14 protein-coding genes are annotated in these 19,387 nt (G+C 50.2%); 9 read left to right on the forward strand and 5 right to left on the reverse strand.

The annotated features are described in order from the left end of the window. Nucleotides 1-201: 201 nt before the first annotated feature. Entirely contained in the window at nucleotides 202-531 is a 330-nt protein-coding gene (locus tag SYN_RS06910) for a YkgJ family cysteine cluster protein (protein WP_041584836.1), read from the reverse strand. Nucleotides 532-991: 460 nt separating this feature from the next. Here SYN_RS06910 and SYN_RS06915 point away from each other — a divergent pair, with 460 nt between their 5' ends. The 8 genes from SYN_RS06915 (at nucleotide 992) to SYN_RS06945 (ending at nucleotide 12,799) form a co-directional block, all read left to right on the forward strand. Next, the gene (locus SYN_RS06915) at nucleotides 992-1,171 is read left to right on the forward strand and encodes a hypothetical protein (protein WP_041584837.1); all 180 of its coding nucleotides are present in this window, start codon (nucleotides 992-994) and stop codon (nucleotides 1,169-1,171) included. A gap of 224 nt (nucleotides 1,172-1,395) precedes the next feature. Continuing rightward, the gene (locus tag SYN_RS06920; RefSeq protein ID WP_041584838.1) at nucleotides 1,396-2,250 is read left to right on the forward strand and encodes a radical SAM protein; all 855 of its coding nucleotides are present in this window, start codon (nucleotides 1,396-1,398) and stop codon (nucleotides 2,248-2,250) included. Between the two features lie 28 nt (nucleotides 2,251-2,278). Further along, nucleotides 2,279-2,479, forward strand: a complete 201-nt coding sequence (locus SYN_RS06925; protein WP_011417357.1) for a hypothetical protein — start codon at nucleotides 2,279-2,281, stop codon at nucleotides 2,477-2,479. Nucleotides 2,480-2,495: 16 nt separating this feature from the next. Continuing rightward, a complete protein-coding gene (gene recC, locus SYN_RS06930; protein ID WP_011417358.1) occupies nucleotides 2,496-5,837 on the forward strand; it encodes an exodeoxyribonuclease V subunit gamma in 3,342 nt (1,113 codons plus the stop codon). Further along, on the forward strand, nucleotides 5,834-9,526 hold the full coding sequence (recB, locus tag SYN_RS06935) for an exodeoxyribonuclease V subunit beta (RefSeq protein WP_011417359.1): 3,693 nt from the start codon (nucleotides 5,834-5,836) through the stop codon (nucleotides 9,524-9,526). Before recC ends, recB begins: the two co-directional genes overlap by 4 nt. Then, a complete protein-coding gene (gene recD / locus SYN_RS06940; protein ID WP_041584839.1) occupies nucleotides 9,516-11,483 on the forward strand; it encodes an exodeoxyribonuclease V subunit alpha in 1,968 nt (655 codons plus the stop codon). Before recB ends, recD begins: the two co-directional genes overlap by 11 nt. Before the next feature lie 96 nt (nucleotides 11,484-11,579). Further along, nucleotides 11,580-11,753, forward strand: coding sequence for a hypothetical protein (locus SYN_RS16235; RefSeq protein WP_011417361.1), 174 nt, complete (start codon nucleotides 11,580-11,582; stop codon nucleotides 11,751-11,753). 29 nt (nucleotides 11,754-11,782) lie between these two features. After that, nucleotides 11,783-12,799: a DUF362 domain-containing protein gene (locus SYN_RS06945; protein WP_049749933.1), complete on the forward strand. Its 1,017-nt coding sequence runs from the start codon at nucleotides 11,783-11,785 to the stop codon at nucleotides 12,797-12,799. Nucleotides 12,800-13,091: 292 nt separating this feature from the next. Here the strand turns inward: SYN_RS06945 and SYN_RS06950 are convergent, their stop codons facing one another. Then, nucleotides 13,092-13,841 (reverse strand): protein-lysine N-methyltransferase, encoded by a 750-nt coding sequence (locus SYN_RS06950; RefSeq protein WP_011417363.1) that lies wholly within the window; start codon nucleotides 13,839-13,841, stop codon nucleotides 13,092-13,094. Between the two features lie 388 nt (nucleotides 13,842-14,229). On the opposite strand from SYN_RS06950, the gene SYN_RS06960 reads away from it, so the two are divergent. After that, the gene (locus SYN_RS06960; protein WP_011417365.1) at nucleotides 14,230-16,458 is read left to right on the forward strand and encodes an autotransporter outer membrane beta-barrel domain-containing protein; all 2,229 of its coding nucleotides are present in this window, start codon (nucleotides 14,230-14,232) and stop codon (nucleotides 16,456-16,458) included. A 206-nt stretch (nucleotides 16,459-16,664) separates the two neighbouring features. Here the strand turns inward: SYN_RS06960 and SYN_RS06965 are convergent, their stop codons facing one another. From SYN_RS06965 to SYN_RS06975, 3 genes are all read right to left on the reverse strand, one after another. After that, nucleotides 16,665-17,288, reverse strand: a complete 624-nt coding sequence (locus SYN_RS06965) for a DUF47 domain-containing protein (RefSeq protein WP_041584840.1) — start codon at nucleotides 17,286-17,288, stop codon at nucleotides 16,665-16,667. 296 nt (nucleotides 17,289-17,584) lie between these two features. Beyond that, nucleotides 17,585-18,019, reverse strand: coding sequence for a universal stress protein (locus tag SYN_RS06970; RefSeq protein WP_011417367.1), 435 nt, complete (start codon nucleotides 18,017-18,019; stop codon nucleotides 17,585-17,587). 131 nt (nucleotides 18,020-18,150) lie between these two features. Continuing rightward, a complete protein-coding gene (locus SYN_RS06975; protein ID WP_011417368.1) occupies nucleotides 18,151-19,053 on the reverse strand; it encodes a sensor domain-containing diguanylate cyclase in 903 nt (300 codons plus the stop codon). Nucleotides 19,054-19,387 lie beyond the last annotated feature (334 nt).

The following is a 19,387-nucleotide window of genomic DNA, read 5'->3' on the forward strand; positions in this document are numbered from 1 at the left end:
TCAAGAGTTATTTTAAGCTTCGCTTTATCCCCACTGTCAATAATCTCGATTTGTTATCATGGGAGAATAAGGAAGTTCGGGTTGGATTATCAGGGGATTGAAATACGGAACGGCCATCCGAAAAAGAGGAATACTCCCCTGTATATTGACGTGCGCGAATTCTGACGTCGAGTCAGCGTGAGGTCAGAGACAGGTCAAGAATTATTTTTCTGTCCTTTTGAACTGCGGGCAAATTTCCGATGAGCCTGGTTCATAATTTCGGCAGACCGAAGGCCTTGTGACGTAGATAGAGCAGGCATAGTGGGCGCCTTCCCAGGTCAAAAACGGACATCCATGAAGGTAGTGCCCATCCAGGGAAGAAACCAGGTGATCTCCAACCCACATGGCATGCTCATGTTCGATGATGTGCAGAATGTCATCCCGGCCTTCCCGATTCCAGCGTTCGATGTCTTCACCACTCGCATAGGCGCTGATATGGGCCAGACAGCAGGTGCCGCATTGTTTGCAGGTTATTCGCTGATTCGAATCCACAGTTATCTCCTTAGCCGATATTCTCAGACAGGAGCTAACCATGAAGAATTTCATTCCGAAGACACGATGACGTTGATTTTGAAAAACACCAGGTATCACGGATGGTTAAAACCCATCCGAGGGTTTTTATGTCATGAATGGAAATAGCAAAGCTCATACTCAGGCTTATGTCTTTGCATTCGGTCATTTCTCTCCCATAAATTGCTGTTGAGGTCAAGCTCTTCCGGGGATATTTTATGAAGAAAATATTTGATTTTACATAAAATTTATTTTAATTAACAATGCCTGTGTGTTCGATGCATATAAGGCATTCCCGCACTTTCCATTTGACATTTCAATGTATATCCGCTACCTTACATAAGGCTTTAATAATAAAATAAATGCTGTTTTTTTGTATCCGACAAGTGATCAATGGCATTTGGACTCTGCAGATCAAAAACCCACAAAAAGGAGAAAAAGGATGAAAATTCAGGAGATAAGAAAGATAGCCAAGCAGTGGGGAGTCGATGCAAGGGTTGGGCGTTCCAAGCAGGACATCATCCGGGATATCCAGATTAAAGAAGGCAACGATCCCTGTTTTCAGACAAGACAGCAATGCGATAACGATTGCCTGTGGAAGCAGGACTGCATTAAAGGGTGAAAAAAGCTGTCTTTCTGAATTCACCCGCCAAAACAAGGGGTCAGGCAACCTGCCTAACCCCTTTTTAAGTATTATTTAGAATCATGAACCGCTCTGGAACAATTTCAGGAAATAATTTTCAGTCAACTGCTGCTCAAACGACAGCAGGTCCACGGGAAAGCCGCCTCGCAGCATCTGTCTGCCGCATCGCTCCTTTTTACGACTTCATTCTGCGGCGGAAAATTATGCGTCAGAAAATTCCTCTTCTGGCCAGTTTTAAACTGACATTCCGCTGCAACCTTTCATGTCTTGCCTGCCCGTTTCACCAGCGTGCCGGAGAAGAGAAAGCCAACATGAGCTGGTCTCTGGCCAGGGCTTCCCTTGACGCCTTGAAGCATCAGGGCACACTGATTGTTGTCTTTGAAGGAGGGGAACCCTTTTTGTGGCGGGATGGCCGCCATGACCTGCATGATTTGGTCAATTACGCCGGAAGGCTATTTCCCCGGGTAGCCGTAACAACAAACGGAACCTTTCCCCTGGATGTGCCGGCGGACATCCTGTGGGTCAGTCTGGACGGCTTGAAGGAGACTCACGACCGGCTCCGCTCCGGTTCTTTCGACAGAGTCTGGGAAAATCTCGAACAATGCAGTCATGGCCGTCTTTTCGTTCACTTCACCATCAACCGTGAGAATCGTCACGATATCCGCCCATTGCTGGAAAAACTGAAAGGCATTCCGGCATTCCGCGGAATGACCGTTCAACTGTTCTACCCCTATGGTCAGGGAGAAGCATCCCTGGCTTTGTCCGATCTGGAACGGAAGACGGTTCTGGAAGAAGTTGTCGCGATGAAGAAACAAGGGTTTCCGATTCTCAACTCCGCCGGTCGTTTGACGGCCATGATTAACAACGACTGGCGCTGCCATGACGATATTCTCATCAATGTCGATCCTGATGGCGCCATCACTCCGGGTTGTTATGTCAAGAGCAGGGGGCGGATCAACTGCCGGAACTGCGGTTTTTCTCCCGTTTCCGAGGCGTCGGGCGCCCTGGACCTTTTTCCGGGATCGCTGAAGGCGGGATGGTCGATTTTCCTGAAGTGATAACCCTCATGATATAAAGGAATATTCCATGGGAAAAAAATCCCGGTCCGGCAAAAAGGAAGACACGGTCTTGAAGGAAAACATTCGGTTGTCCATCTATGTCCCTGAAGAACAACTGTTTCAGAGGATTCCTCTCTGCCGTTATCTCAGCGATCTGTCATCCTTTTTCGAAAATGAAGATGATGAGAAGAGATTCATGGATAGTTCAGGAGAAAAGAAACAGCCGTAACAGAGGTTAAGCTTCCATGAAAGGATTGAACATTATTGCAAGCAACCGCATGGAGGTTCTGGCTGAAAAGCTGGCCGATGTTCTGGCCGGGCCTCTTTCTTCACCGCTGACTCCGGAAATCATTGTCGTCCAGAGCCGGGGAATGGAACGTTGGGTTTCCATGCAACTGGCCGCTTTTCACGGGATCTGCGCCAATGTCCGGTTTCCCTTTCCAAGGAGAATGATTCAGGACATTTTCCATGCCGTTCTGCCGGGTTGGGAGGCAGAACAGGATTTCAATCCGGAGCTTGCGGCCTGGCGTATCATGAGCCTGCTGACCGTTGCGTCATCGCGCCCTGGTTTTGAACCTCTGGCAGCATACCTCCATGACGATTCTCAAGGGCTGAAACGCTTTCAATTGTCGCGTCAGATTGCCCGACTTTTCGATCAATATCTGATTTTCCGTCCGGAAATGATCCTTAACTGGGAGAAAAGAATTTCCGATGGAGACGAATATTCCTGGCAGGCGGATCTCTGGCGGCTTTTCGTAGAGGAGGGAAAGATCGTCCACCCGGCGGTACTCCGCCTCTCTCTGCAAGATGTCATGATCCGGCGGGGAAATCAACTCTCCGCTTGCCTGCCGGAACGCATCTCGATATTTGGAATCTCCTATCTGCCTCCTTTTTATCTGGATATCTTTCTTGCTGTTTCGTCTTTCATGGAGGTTAATTTCTTTCTCCTGAATCCATCCCGTGAATTCTGGTTCGACATCCGTTCCTCCCGGGAGATTTCCCGGGAAGTGAAACTGGTTAAGGGCAGCGTTGAGAAAGGAATGGAGAATGAGGAATTGTCCCGTAGTGAGCTCTATCTGGAAGAGGGCAACAGTCTGCTGGCCTCCCTGGGCACTCTGGGACGGGAGTTCTGGTCTTTTCTGGGCGAATGTTCAGGCCGGGAAGAGGAGTATTATGTCGAACCGGGCGAAACCTCGCTTCTCCACGCGATTCAGTCCGACATTCTGAATCTCCGGGAGGGCGGAGGGGAGGCCGATGCGGACGGCCGAGAGGTCATGTTTTCCGAGGAAAGATCTCTGCAGATTCATGCCTGCCACAGTCCAATGCGCGAAGTTGAAGTGCTTCACGATTCCCTGCTGGACCTTCTGGAAGCCGATCCATCCCTTCAACCCCATGACATCGTGGTCATGACACCGGAAATCGAAACTTACGCGCCTTTCATTACGGCGGTATTCGAGACAGTCGATGAGGATGCGCCCGGTCTGGTCGATCAGCCGAAAATCCCTTACCATATTGTCGATCGCGCCACGATCAGTGGGAGACCGGTTCTGGGAGGACTCCTGAAAATCCTTGATCTTCCATTAGGGCGGTTTGCCGCCGGCGAGGTGCTCTCACTACTGGAGGTTGCCGCTATTCGCAACCGGTTCGGCTTGACTGAAGCCGATATCGATCAGGTTTCGCGCTGGGTTGCCGACAGCGGCATCCGGTGGGGAATCGATGAACGCAGCCGTCTGCGGGAGGGGTTGCCGGAAATCGCCACAAATTCCTGGCAATGGGGACTGAAGCGTATGCTGCTGGGTTATGCCCTTCCGGCCAGAAACAATGAACTTTTCTCCGGAATTATGCCCTGTGAGACGGCGGAAGGAAGCGAGGCCCGGCTCCTCGGCATTCTGGCGGAATTCACAGAACGGCTGTTTCTGACAGCGGAAAGCCTGAGTCAGGATCGCACGCTTTCGGACTGGGGCAGTCTCCTTGACGATATCTCTGATCGTTTTTTCCTGGGAGATGAGGACTCTGAACCGGATATCCGGAATCTACGTCAACTTGCTTCCGATCTCAAAAATCTTCAGGAAAAAACCGGATTTCCGGAGAAAATCAGCCTTGCCATCGTGCGGTCCTTCCTCCAGGATCGGTTTCAGGCAACGGGAGCCGATGGCGGGTTTCTCAGCCGGGGTGTAACCTTCTGCTCTCTCCTTCCCATGAGGAGCATTCCTTTCCGGGTGATCTGCCTGATGGGAATGAACAATGGGGACTACCCGAGACGGCCGCAGACGCCCAGTTTCGACCTTATGGCCAGGCACCCCCGGCGGGGCGACCGTTCCCGGAGGAACGACGACCGCTATCTTTTTCTGGAAGCCCTTCTTTCCGCCCGCGATACGCTTTATATCAGTTATGTAGGGCAGAGCATGGAAGACAACAGCAGAATCCCCCCATCCGTGGTCGTGAGCGAACTTCTGGATTATGTCCGCCGCGGATTTGTTTTGAAAGACTGCAATATCGATGAGTTACTGATCACATACCATCCCCTTCAGGCTTTCAGCCCGGTCTGTTTTACCGAAGAATCGTGCCGGCTCTTCAGTTATTCCGAAGAGAACCGCAAAGCGGCAAACACCCTGCTCAAGCGTTCGTCCCTGACTTCGATACCGGGTGCCGAAGCGGAAAGGCTTCCGGAAGATCCGGCAATGGCTACGCAGGCAACCATTCGGGATCTGATCGCCTTCTTCCGTCATCCCGCAAGATTTTTTCTGCAGAGAAGACTGGCCGTCTTTCTGGGGGAGGCGGACATCGTACTGGAGGAGAATGAACACTTCGATGTAGAGGGGCTTGACCGGTACGGCATTGAACAGCTTCTGATGGAAAAGGAAATCGAAACGGGACACATGGAGGAAGTTTATCCGGTGCTCGCCGCGCAGGGGCTCCTTCCCCATGGGGCTGTGGGTCAGTCCCGGTTCGATGCCTTAAAGCGCGATATTTGCCATTTTGTTCGTAGTTATAAGCATATTCTGCACTCGGAAAACATTCCTCCCCGCGACATCGATCTGGAAGTGGCTGGTTTCCGACTCTCCGGTCGCCTTGAAGGACTCGGTTCGCGGGGTTTGCTCCATTATCGCTACGCGACCCTGAAAGGGAAGGATCACCTGAAACTGTGGATTATGCATCTTCTTCTGCATGCAACGGACGGCCCCGATGGAGGCGACAGAGAAAGTCTTCTTCTGGGAAAAAACGGATTATGGCGATATTCCGCCATCGATGAAGCCCGGTGTCACCTTGAAAAACTGATCTCCCTTTATCGGGAAGGGTTGTGTCGCCCTCTTCACTTTTTTCCGGAAACCTCCTGGGCCTATGCCGTAAAAATATTAAGGAACGGAGAACTGTCGGAAGAAGCGGAAGAGTCCGCCTGGGACGCGGCAAGAAAAGCGTGGGAAGGAGATGATTTTCAGAGGGGCGAAGGTGTTGATCATTACAACCGCCTTTGTTTTGGGGATTTCTCCCCCCAGGATGTGGAATTTCAGGAATTGTCCCTGAACGTCTATAGACCTCTGCTCGAAACGCAATGGAAGAAAAAATCAAATCGTAAAGCGCCATGAAACCTTTTGACCTCCTCAACGCGCCCCTTCAGGGACGAAACCTGATTGAAGCCAATGCGGGCACTGGAAAAACCTACGCCATCAGCGGACTCTTTCTTCGCCTGATTGTGGAGCATGCCCTGCAGGTCGGGGAGATTCTCGTCATGACCTACACCGTGGCGGCGACGGAGGAACTGAAAGACAGAATCCGCTGCACACTCAGCCGGGCTTTGGAGGCCCTCGGGCATGGAAGGGTTGAAGACCTCTTTCTGGACTCATTTGTCCGTCGTCTGGCGGAGGATGATCGCACGAATTCCGCACGGCGGCGTTTGGCGACGGCGCTGCGGGATTTCGACGAGGCGGCCATTTTTACCATTCATGGTTTCTGTCAGCGGACGCTTCAGGAAAACGCTTTTGAAAGTCATTCAACCTTCAATGCCGAACTGATCACCGAGTCGGAAAAAATAACGGATTTGATTCTCCAGGATTTCTGGCGGCGTCACTTTTACGAAGCGCAGCCGGAACTGGTCGCCTACGCGCTTGAAACAAAAAATAACCTGGCGGGATACCGCTCTTTTCTGAGGCAGATTTCCAGCCATCCGGATATTCGAATCGTTCTGGAGCCGCCAGCCCCGAACCATGATATCGTGGAAGAAGAAATCGCCGCTTATCGCCGGGAGATCAGCAAATTGCGGGACTCATGGAAAGAGTGCCGCGAAACCGTTTGCAGCCTCCTCAGGGATGGTTCGCTAAACGGCAAAGTATACGGGGAATATCAAACGGATCGCTATGTCGATGAACTGGATGTTTTTCTGGAAAGAGGGGGGCCCTGCTTTCCCCTGCCGAAAAACTTCGAAAAATTTACTGCAGGCAAACTGTCCAGATCGTGCCGGAAAGGCTGTGTGCCTCCAAAACATCACTTTTTCGAAATTTGCCAAGTAATTAATGACTTGGAGAAAAGACTTAAAGTTGTACTTGACAGTATTCTTCTATCGCTGAAGAAAGAACTTCTGCAGACTATCCACGCTGAACTGCCCGCTTTTAAAACCCGGCGGAATATCCTCTTTTTCGACGACCTTCTCCTGCGCCTGCGGGATGCCCTCGGACGGCCGGAAGGCGATCTCCTGGCGGCGGCTATCCGGAGAAAATACCGGGCTGCCCTGATAGATGAATTTCAGGATACGGACCCCGTGCAGTATGCCATTCTGCAAGCGGCTTTTCTGTGCAACCGCCCTGAGGAGTCAGATAAACCGCCGATATTTCTCATAGGTGATCCAAAACAGGCGATATACAGTTTCCGGGGCGCGGACATTTTTGCCTACATGGCAGCGGCGAAACAGGTGGATGCAGCATATACCCTTCAGGAGAACTGGCGTTCTGCGCCTGCGCTTCTCAATGCTGTCAACAGCGTGTTTCACAGTCATCCAAATCCTTTCGTTTACGAGGCCATTTCCTTTATGGATTCAAAACCGGCTCCGGGAGGGCAGAAAGAACAGTTGATCCTTGCCGGACCCGACGAATGGGATCCGGCGCCTCTTCAACTCTGGGTTATTCCTGATCATCAAAAGGGCGGAAAGGTGAAGCCGTTGGGAAAAGGCCATGCGACCCCCGGGATTCTCCAGGCCGTTACAGCGGAGATCAGTCACCTGCTGGATGCAGGAAGGAAGGGGATGGCCCTGATTGGCAACCGGAGAATAGAAGCCGGGGATGTGGCCGTTCTCGTCCGGTCCAATCGGGAGGCCCGGCTTATTCAGCAGGCCCTTTTGGAAGGATCGATACCGGCTGTTATGCATAGTCGGGATAATCTGTTTGACTCGCTGGAGGCAACGGATATGGATCTGCTTCTCCGAGCGATTGAAGTTCCCAACGACGAGCGTCGTCTTGGAGCGGCCATGATGACTTCCCTCCTGGGGTTGAGCATTGGCGCTCTTTACCGCCTCAAAATCGATGAAAGACAATGGGAAAACTGCCTTCAACGTTTCCGCAATTATCACAGACAATGGCAGGAAGCAGGCTTCATGCGGATGATGCGTTCTCTGCTGCGGATTGAAGATATACGTTCCCGTCTTTTGTCGCAACCCGACGGAGAACGGAGGCTGACCAACGTTCTTCACCTCGCGGAAGTCCTGCACCGTGAGAGTCTGGAGAGAAACCGCGGGATGCGGGGCCTCATCCGGTGGCTGGCAGAGCAGCGCGATCCGGGAAAGATGCGATCCGATGAACATCAGCTCCGGCTTGAAAGTGATGCCCGCGCTGTGAGGATTGTGACCATCCATAAAAGCAAGGGACTGGAATATCCCGTTGTATTCTGTCCCTTTGTCTGGGAGGGCGCAAAGGATGTTTCTAAAAATGATGCTCTCACCTGCCATGGTGGGGATGAAAACAGCTTTCTCCTCTGTGATCTGGGCCTTCCTCACCAGGCTCTCCATGAACTGCGGGCTTACCGGGAAGGGCTTGCGGAGCGTGTCCGTCTCCTCTATGTCGCACTGACCCGTGCCAAACATCGCTGCTATCTTGTTTGGGGCCATTTCAACGGAGCGGGAGGCTCCGCCCCGGCCTATCTCTTCCACGACAGGACTTCAAAGTGGGATGAGAATAATCCGGAAGAAGCCATTGCCGCGGCTGCATCATTCCGGAATTTCTATAATGAACTTACAGGACCGGAAATTCTTCGGGATCTGGATCGGATAGCGGATTCCGCTCATGGATCGATTTCGATTGCCGATCTGCCTGTTCCGACTGCGGTCACTCCCCTTCCGAATGAGCACTGGAAAGGGACTCTTTCACGCAGGAATTTTACGCGGAAGCTGGAACAGTCCTGGCGGTTCACCAGTTTTTCCTCCCTGGTATTCGGTACCTATGTTCCTCAGGAAGGAGCCGATCGGGATAGGGAAGAGGAGTATCGGCCGCTGAAATCTTCAGACTGGCAGGTCCTCCCTCCGGGAACTCAGACGGGAAATCTTCTTCATGAGTTCCTGGAACAGCTTGATTTTAAGGAAAGGGACGAAATGGTTCTCCAGCAGCGGGCATCAGAGGCGTTATCTTCTCACGGATTCGATTCCCGCTGGAAGACGGCCCTGCTGACGCTTATCAGGAATGTCCTTGCCCTGTCGCTATCGGGGGGAGGAAATGGGCAATCCTTTCGTTTATCAGACATTTGTTGTGGGGATCGGATCAGTGAACTGGCATTTTATTTTCCTCTGAAGCGGCTGACCCGGGATAACCTGCGCATCCTCTTTCAGGAGATCAGCCGGGAAGACCCCGGGATGGTTCCCGATTCATGGGACCTGGAAATGGAACGCCTCTCCTTCAGCTCGGTCCGGGGGTGGTTGAGGGGCTTCATCGATCTCGTTTTTGTCATCGATGGCCGATATTACCTTCTGGACTGGAAGTCCAATTTTCTTGGCGCCGACCCATCCGGCTATTCTCCGGAAGCCCTGAAAAGCGTCATGGTCCGGAAGCATTACATCCTTCAGTATCATCTCTATGCCCTGGCCCTGCATGCCTATTTGAAACAGCGTCTTCCCGGATACCGCGTGGAAAGGCATTTCGGCGGGATTTATTATCTATTTCTTCGGGGCATCGATCCAAGCCGGGGAGAAAAAACGGGCGTTTATTTCGATCGGCCGTCAGAGGCGCGGCTGACTGCGCTGTATGACGGACTTATTGAAAAGAATCCTGCGGAAAGGAGAAATGCCGATGTTGCCTGATGAGGCCCTCCTTTTTTACTTCTCCGACCTGGATCGTCATTTCGGACGACTGATGGAAAAGATTTCCGGGGGGGACAACCAGGATGTCTTTCTGGCTGCCGCACTGACCAGCCGAAGCAACCGGGGTGGGCATGTCTGCCTCGATCTTGCCGAATATGCAGGCAGGCCACTCATGGCGGATATCCGGGAGGAACCGGAAGACGAGATACTCGAGGAGATGCCCGAAAGCATCCTGCTGTCCTGTCCACCCCTTTCCATCTGGAGGGAAACCCTGCTGGCATGCTCCGTTGTCGGAACGCCAGGTGAATACAAGCCCCTGATCCTGGATGATAAGTCGCGGCTTTATCTTTACCGTTACTGGTCTTATGAAGACACTCTGGTCCGTTTTATCAAATCATGCGGAAATCCAGCTGAATCGGAGGATTTCCGGAAAATATCAAATGTATCTCTCGATCTTTCCGGTCTTGGACATAACTTGCAGACTTTTTTCCCGGAGGATGCAGGGCAGTTCAGGTTTGAGGATGACAAGTCGAAAATTTTTCCGGACTGGCAGAAGATCGCCGCTCTCGCCGTCCTGCGAAACCGTCTGGTCGTCATTTCTGGAAGCCCTGGAACGGGAAAGACAACGACGGCGGCACGGGCTCTTGCTCTGCTGCAGATATTGAGCCGCGGGCCGAAGCTGCGTATTGCCCTGGCCGCACCTACCGGAAAGGCGGCTGTCCGCCTGGACGAAGCCATGAATTCGGCTTATGCCCGAGTCGGACTCAATGATCAACAGGGTAAGGCGATGACGGTGCACCGGTTGCTGGGGACTGTAGCCGGCTCTCCCTATTTTCGTCACGGGCCGGGAAATCCTCTGCCATACGATGTGATTGTCGTGGATGAGGCCTCCATGGTCGATCTCCCCCTGATGGCCAAACTGGTTCAGGCTCTCTCCCCGGCTTCCCGGCTGATACTACTGGGGGATCGGGATCAATTGGCCTCTGTTGAGGCTGGCGCCGTGCTCGGTGATCTCTGCGGCCCCGACGATGCAGGAAATTTCTTTTCACAGGCATTTCGGCAGGAAATCAGAAGGATGACCGGCGAGTCGTGTTTGCCGCCGGTTCCTTTCCGGCATTTGCCGCCGGTTCCTTTCCGGCATTTGCCGCCCGTCAGTGACAGTATGGTTCAGTTGCAGAAAAACTATCGTTTCGACGAAAACAGCGGCATCGGTCAGCTCAGCAGGGCGGTCAACCGGGGGGATAAAGACCGAGTCTTCAGCATTTTGAATTCGTCACGCTGTTCCGACATAGCCTGGGAGAATCTGCCCGACCCGCTGGGACTGCCCCGGTTAATCGAGGAAAACTTAATTCATTACTTCAGGAAATACATGCAAATGGTTATAAATAATGACAATCCTGAAGTTATATTTGATTATTTTGAGCGATTCAGGATTCTCTGCGCCCTTCGTCGAGGACCATTCGGCGTGGTGTACGTCAATGCCCTGCTGGAAAGTATGCTGCGGTCGGAGCGCCTGATCGCCGGGAGCGGAAGGTGGTATCCGGGACGGCCCATAATGATTAACCGCAACGACTATTCTCTGGGGCTCTTCAATGGGGACGTGGGCTTGACCCTTCCTGAACACGGCGGCAGCGGACTTTCCGTTTTCTTCAGAGACTCCGAAGGGAATTTCCGCCGTTTCGCTCCATTTCGGCTTCCGGAACATGAAACCGTATACGCCATGACCGTGCACAAGAGTCAGGGATCAGAGTTTGACGAGGTTCTGATGATTCTGTCCGATCGGGATTCGCCGTTGTTGACTCGGGAACTGATTTACACAGGCGTATCGCGGGCGAAGAAAGGTCTTCTTCTGTGGGGAAGAGAAGATATCATACGCCAGGCCATTTCGCGCCGCATTAAACGGACATCCGGACTTCGTGACGCGTTGTGGGAAAGCGCGGATGTCTCAGACTCCTGAAGGGTGAAAAAGCGTGGTGAGGCAGACAGTGCCGAAGCGTCCATATTGACACCATAAAAAGGCTCTGATATTTCAGTTCAGGATGGGTTCAGGATCATGCCGGAAAGAAGCAAAACGGATCATGTTTTCGGTGTTTTCAGAAACGAGGGCATGTTGATCGTCAGACCCGCCGGGAGACTGACGATCCGGTTTGATGATGAGAAGGCTGCCTTAAGATTGGCTGGGGCGCTGAGTCCTGGTTCTGGCGAACGGCTTCAGCCTTCCCTTTAATCCTGATGTGGAAGAAAGAGGAGAGCATCATGAATGAAATCCTTTTTGAAGAGATTCAAGGTATGCAGGGGCCTTACCGATCCGAACTGAGGCGCCTGCTGAAAAAGCTGGTCATGCCATTCCATCGGGGCGACCGGGTGGGAATCAAGCTTCACTGGGGAGAGAGGGGGAACAAAAGTTTTCTCCCGCCTGACTATGCCAGGGAGATCGCTCAATGGTTGCAGGAAGGAGGGGTCAGGCCTTTCCTTTTTGATACGACGGTTTTATACTCCGGCGGACGACGCAAGGCTGAAGATTCACTCCAGACGGCAGTGGAGCACGGATATACGGAATCCTTTCTGGGCTGTCCGGTGACCATTGCCGACGGAATGGGTGGGCGGTGCGTGATCGATCTGCCGGCGGGATACCGGCATTTCGCCCATGTTCAGGTTGCAGACATTTTTGACCAGACGGATGGTTTTGTGATTTTTTCCCACTTCAAGGGACACATGGAGGCCGGTTTCGGCGGCGCCATTAAAAATCTGTCCATGGGATTTGCTTCCAGGGCACAGAAACAGAGGATGCATGCCGATGTCCGTCCTCTTTTAATGCCTGAGAAATGCACGAAGTGCGGGACCTGCGTTGAAGTATGCCCCACTGGTGCGGCGCAGTTCGGCGATGACGGCTTACCCTTTTACGACCACGAAGTCTGCATCGGTTGCGCTCAATGCATCGGCTTCTGTCCAGCTCTTGCCCTTAAAATTCACTGGGAGACCGACGCCGCGGTTTTTCAGGAAAAACTCGTTGAAACGGCGGCAGCCGTGTGGCGTCAGATCGAAGGACGTTCCGTTCTGATCAACGCCCTGCTGAATATCACCACGGAATGCGACTGCTGGCCGGGAGAAAACCCGGTCATCCACGCCGATCGGGGCTTTATGGGTGCTTATCACCCCGTACGGATCGATGAGGAATCGATCCGTATTGTCGGAGAAAACACATTCAACCAGGCTCATCCGGATATCCCCTGGTCGCGACAGTTTTCCTACGCCGGGGAAATTGGATTTTGATGCCGTATTCGATGAAATATTCCACGAACAGTCAAAACATGAAAGAATGATTTTCCCGTAGTGACTGTATTAAAAAAACAGGTATGGGAACGGGACAGATTGGAAAAACCATAAATAAGAATAATAAAATGGAGACTGGTCCTTATCCGGAAATATGGAGTAAGGACAGAAATGGTAAGATAAACCGCTGAAATGGAACACTTGAAATGGATCGGTTCGGGCCGCCGGGAGGAGTCGATTTTAAGAGCTGGTAAAACAATGCAGAAAGATAATGAACCGTCAATAATCAGATTTATTTTATAGAAATATCTCTGTTGCTGTAAAAACCAAAAAGATGATTGTAAACGTTTTTTAAATTATTCCACCTGAGATTCGGGAATGAAACTCTTTGCAGTTGCAAATCCTTAAAAGCGGCAAACAATCGTTCCTCTTTAGCAATGGGAAAGATTATACAGAGTGTCGCTTCAGGGCTGTGTGCAGTAACTGAATATAACGATTCGCGTAATTCATCAACCAGTAGAGCAAAGGGGGGATCTGCGATGACAAGATCGAACTCCATTTTCAATTCAACCGGATTCTTCAAATCAAAATATTGATAACCGGGCATATAGTTAAATCGATCATCAATATCCAGCACGGTGACAATTCTTTGCCGTTCATACCATTCATGGGCCAGGCGTGGTGTGCATAAACAACATATTTTTTTATAGGAATCGAAATGATTTACAAGCAGTTCAGCTGTAGATTTGCTGAAGAAAAATTGATGCAATTCAAAGTTCGGTTGCACAAAATAATCCTGTTTGCTCACCTTATCCGTGTAATGCAGTTTTACACAACCAAGATTTGACGCAATCTTTCGCAACGTGCGATGTAAGACTGCCAGTTGTAATTTGACTTTGTCTGTATAAAAAGAAATCGGATTTCCCTTAAAATAATCTATTGATGAATCACATTCATTCAGAATGCCTTCGCTTGCTGTCAATTCAGGCTTCTGGAACTTCATGGTATCCAGTGCGTCTTTAAATTTCAGGGATTTTTTCATCTGAAACTGCTCCTTTTTTTCAAATTCCGCCGCATCTATGATGGGATGACAGACAGGGGTATTTCAGAAATCACATCTCTAAATTCATTCATATTCTAATAATCAAACACGATCAACAGATAATTAATCACACAATCAGAGGATCGTGATATTTTTCACTCAAGAATCCCGCTTTTCAGTTTCTCACGGCCGCTCTTTCATTTTTCACATTTCTGATAAAAAGCAGAAATGTGAAAAATATCATAATAATACGATGGAAAAAGAATTGATCTGTTCTGAAATATATCTTAAATTAATATTTCGAATTCAGTTTCATGCAATAGAGCCGTCCCTGATGTCTGTTCAGTACAATGTCAAATAAAAGTCCCATAAACAGAAGGAGGCCGTTATGTATCGTTCGAGTCTGACCTGCTGCGGAAAGTTTGTTCTGTCCTGTCTTTTTTTCGTTTTTCTACCTTGTACCGCCCTGTCAGTGGATTATGTGATTCCGGGCAGCCCGCCTCCGGCCGGCTTTTCTAATTTGTTTGCCGGCGATACTCTCACCATCAACTCCGGTGGCGACTTTACAAATACAGGTACAAACTGGATATATAACAATGGCATCATAACGAACAACGCTGGCGGGACCTTCACGAATAATAACGGCAATACACGCAACGACACGACTTTTATAAACAGCGGCACTTTCACAAACGCTAATGTCAGTCAGATTTATAACTATGGAACCTTTACGAACAATACCAGCGGCACCCTCACAAACGATAACAGCTATATTCATAACATGCTCGGTGCTGTGATTACAAACGATGGCACGTTCACGAACCTGAATTCAAACACATCAACGATCCGGGAATTCAGAAACTACGGAACATTCACAAACAACGGCAGTTTTACAAACAGCAACAGTAGAATTTATAACGCTGCCAGCGGTGTTATCACAAACAACGGCACTTTTATCAACGAAGCCGGCAGCACGATTGAGAATAACGGCGCCTTCGCAAATCAACCGGGAGCGGTTCTGATCAATGACGGCACTTTCACTGCGAATACCCCGTTTACAAATTCCGGAACTCTCTCCGGAATCGGGACAATCAATGGTAACGTGACCAACGCCGGGACGCTGGCCCCCGGGAATTCCATCGGTCAAATGACAATAACCGGAAACTATACTCATAACGCGGGAGCGGCCTATCAGGTGGATGTCAATGCCGCGGGACAGTCAGACCGGCTTGTCGTTACAGGGACCGCTACCCTGAATGGAGGCGCCGTGGATGTGCTGGCGCAATCAGGCAGCTACCTGCAGAACACAAGCTATACGATCCTGACTGCAGGAGGCGGAGTGACAGGTGTTTTTGGCACGGTAACAAGCAATCTGGCATTTCTCACTCCCTCGTTGAGCTATGACCCATCGAATGTGTATCTCCTGCTTACCCGGAACTCGACAAACTTTGTCGATGTCGCCGGCACACCCAACCAGCGGGCTGTCGCCTCTGCTTTTGATTCGATCTCTCCCGGCGCGACCGGGGAAATGGAAGCTGTCCTCAACAGCCTTACCAGCCTTTCCGCCGACGGGGCGAGATCCGCTTTCGACCAGATGGGAGGCAATGTCCACACGGCCCTGACGGGAGTGTCATTCTCCAGTTTCAACAGTTACATGGGCGTATTGACCGGCAGAATGGGAGGGGGTATTGCCGACAGGTCTTTCCTTGCGTCACTTCCGCAACCCATGTATGCGTCCCGCGGCGATGTTGCCACCGATGCCGGCGGCAATCTGAGCGGGGGCGATGAATGGGGTATCTGGGCAAGGGTATACGGAAATGTGGGAGACCGGGACGGAAATGATGTAACAACCGAATATGACTACAATATGGGAGGATTGGCAATCGGATTTGACAGAAAAATCACGAATATTCTCCTTCTTGGTTTTTCAGTTGGGCTTTCCGGCGGAAAGCTGGACATGAATGACCTTACCGAGTCCTCAAAAATCAACAGCTGGCATGGTTCTCTTTATGGATCCTGTACAAAAGGCGCCTGGTATATGGATGGCATCCTGGCTTACGGTTATAACCGCTACGATACATCGCGAGACATTTCCTTCGGGGCTGTAGACAAGACAGCCGATGCCGAATACGATGGTCATATTGTCGGCGCCTATATGGAAGCAGGATACAAATTGAAGCTGAACACGATCAACATCACTCCCATGGCGTCTTTTCAGGCGAGTCATCTTACCCGGGACGATTTTACGGAAGACAATGCCGGGGTGTTAAGCCTCGATGGGGACAGTGAAAACGCCGACTCACTCCTGGGTACACTGGGTATAAAAGTGAACAGGGACTTTGTGGTGAATGCGGCCACCATTACCCCTGAAGTCCGGATAAAATGGCTCCACGAATTTTCCAACGACGATTATATGCTCGATACGGCCTTTGCAGGAGCGCCTGCTGCGCCCTTCACCATCCGGGGGGATCATCCGGATAGAGATCGTGTCGCATTCGGCGTGGGGCTCAATGCCGATATGAAGAATAATTCGAGCCTCTTTCTTGCTTATGACGCCAATTTCTCAGGAGAGTATACTGAGCACGTGGGATCACTGGGATGGAGGTACAGGTGGTAAAAAGATCTGATGATCTTATTGAGCAGTGCAGTTAACATTGTTTTTTGACGATACCGCCGTTATTCCCGGCGGTATCGTCCATATCGGATTCCGGGGCAGAAGCTTTCGATAAACCTATTCACAAATTAAGAATGTATTTTATGGCGTGTCGCACCGGAAGGAAAGACAATCAGTAAAAATTCAGCAACTTTCTTTCCCATAGCGAATCAGGCGTTTTTCAGAACAATCCCCTCGGCGATGTTGGAAAAATCTTCACAGACATCGATGGCGTGCTCTATCTGCTCAAATATTTCTTTCCATTTGATTATCTCGACAACATCCATCCCATTTTCAAACAGCCTGCTGATCGCTATTCTCAGTACCACGTCCCCTTCATTTTCTGCCGTGTTGATTTCCACGCAGGCGTCTAAAATCGTCTGGGCATTCTTCATGTTTCTCAGGGCACGGACAACTTCTTTGACCTTGGTGATGGCTCCGTTCAGGATGCGAACCTGTTCTTTCAGCTCCGGTGCAGGCTCCTTGATCCTGTAGAGTAACATGATCGTGGCACAGGACTCGATAATATCCAGGATGCTGTCCATCTTGTTAACGAGGGCGTAGATATCTTCCCGGTCAAAAGGGGTGAGAAAGGTCCGATACATTCTCTCGTACGTTTCGTGGGTGATTACATCAGCCTCATGTTCGATTTCTTTAAGACGAAAAATATTGGGTTCAGACTGATCGTAATGATCAAGAATATGCATGAACAGGCTGCCACCTTCTTCTATTTTGACGGCCAGCTCTTCAAAAAGGTCGAAAAATTTTTCCTCTCTGGGAAGAATTCTCATCATGTTCTCCTTCCTCGTCTGAGAACTTGACACGATGATGAGCACGAAGCTCACGGTAAAGCTGAGAACAGTTCTGGATTTTTGCCATTATTACGGATCGGCGCCGACCAGAGCAGCCGGGATTGCGGAATGACCACTCAAGTCGCTGGATCCTATCAACAAACATGACTGAATGGAGGCTCGGGCATCCGAGGATGCGGGTTCAAGGTTTACAGAAATAGTTAACATCAATTGTGAGGCGTGTCGTTCATAACATAACGACATTCAAATATTAATACGCTTTATGTGAATCGGTCCTCTTAACGTTTAACAATAAGTACCGGTTTTCGGGCCTTCCTGACCACTTTTTCTGAAACGGATCCCAGAAGCATTTCCTTCACATTACTGACTCCATGAGAGCCAATGACGATCAGGGAGATATCCTCTTCCGATTCGGCTCTCAATATCTCCTTGAAAGGAATGCCCGTTTCGATTCTGACAGCGGTCCTGATTCCCGCATTTGCCAGAATCCCGGCTATTTTATCCGCTTTATCCCGTGCCGCAATTTCCTGTTTTTCTCCTAATAAAGACAGGTCCATAAGAGAATAGACTTCAGGAATATGCAGGCTTCGTGTATCGACGACATGGAGGATCACGACTTCTTCTGTTCCGGCTTCTTTAAACTTTATCAGATAATCGAGAGCTTTATTTGCAACATCTGAAAAGTCGGTCGGGTACAGGATCTTTCGGAACATCTTTCCACCTCCTTCTGCATTGAATCAAGATACGCCATGCAGGTTGAATGTTCAGCGAATCTTCATGCGTCTCACGACAGCTGAACCTGCAGTTTAATTTCTCATATTGCCTGTCGTATGTCGAAGATTATTCATCCTATTGTCAGACAATTTCTTCCTCTGCGCTTACTTTCATAGAGAAGCATATCCGCTCTTTTCAACAGCGTATCACTGCTGTCATTGTCAAGCATGAGCGTCGCTCCGACGGATATGCTGACATGCAGCTGCTCTGTTTTCAGGGTGATGTAGGCGTTTTCGATCAGGACTCGCAATCTGTTGCCGAGAATTTCAAGGTTTTCATGGGTTACGTTTCGCAGAATTCCGATAAATTCTTCTCCGCCCCATCGGCCGATCAGATCCGACGGTCTTGCATTCTTGACCAGGGTGTCGGCAACGAACCGGAGGACAAGATCGCCGACGTCGTGGCCGTAAGTGTCGTTGAATTCCTTGAAATGATCGATATCCATAAAAAGAATGCCAAAGGAGACGCCCAACCTTTTCTGCTCCTCGAAACGGATCTGGAGCTCATTTTCAACGCAGTTTCGGTTTGCCAGCCGGGTCAGATTGTCGTAAAAAGCCTTTTTTTCGAGGTCTCTGATTCTCCGCTCAATGGATCTGGAACTGCTTCGACTTGTAAACAGTTCCACGCCGCCGATCACATTTCCATCGGCGTCAGTGAGCGTGTTGACGCGAACAGAGACCGGCATCCGGTAGCCCTCCTTGTGGTGAAGGAAAACCTCGGCTTCGCGGGTCTTTCCATCGGCGATTGTCATTGCCAGAGGACACATTCCCTTGCATAATGTATTGCCGTCTCGATCCACATGGGTGAGAATGTTGTCAGAACAGGATTTACCGATCACCTCTGCGGCTGTAAACCCTGAAATCCTTTCAGCGGCTTTGTTCCAGTACTGGATAACCCTGTTTCGATCCACAAGGTACAGCCCGTCATAAAGATCATCTACGATTCTGCGATAAGAATCCCGGTCTATAAACATAACGTTTAAGTCGCTTTCTCAGACAAGTCCATCAGCTGTGGTTATCAGTCAGCCCTTCTGCCTGCAGACGAATGAAAACTTCATTTTGGCGGCGCTTTCAGGATAATCGTTTTTTTCATTCCAATTTTTTCATCTCAATCATGTAGTTGAATTTAACACAAAAACTGCAAACTGAGAAGACATCACAGCAATGGAATGTCATCGCATTCTCACTCTTGAAAGTCGGAAGGCGCCGGGGGAAAACTACGCGTCAGCACGGGAAGCCTGGCAGATGAAGGAAAAAAACAGCAGCGGAAAAAATTTTACTGTCGTGGAAGACAATAAAGACGCCGCG

The sequence above is a fragment of the Syntrophus aciditrophicus SB genome (assembly GCF_000013405.1).
Classification (GTDB): domain Bacteria; phylum Desulfobacterota; class Syntrophia; order Syntrophales; family Syntrophaceae; genus Syntrophus; species Syntrophus aciditrophicus.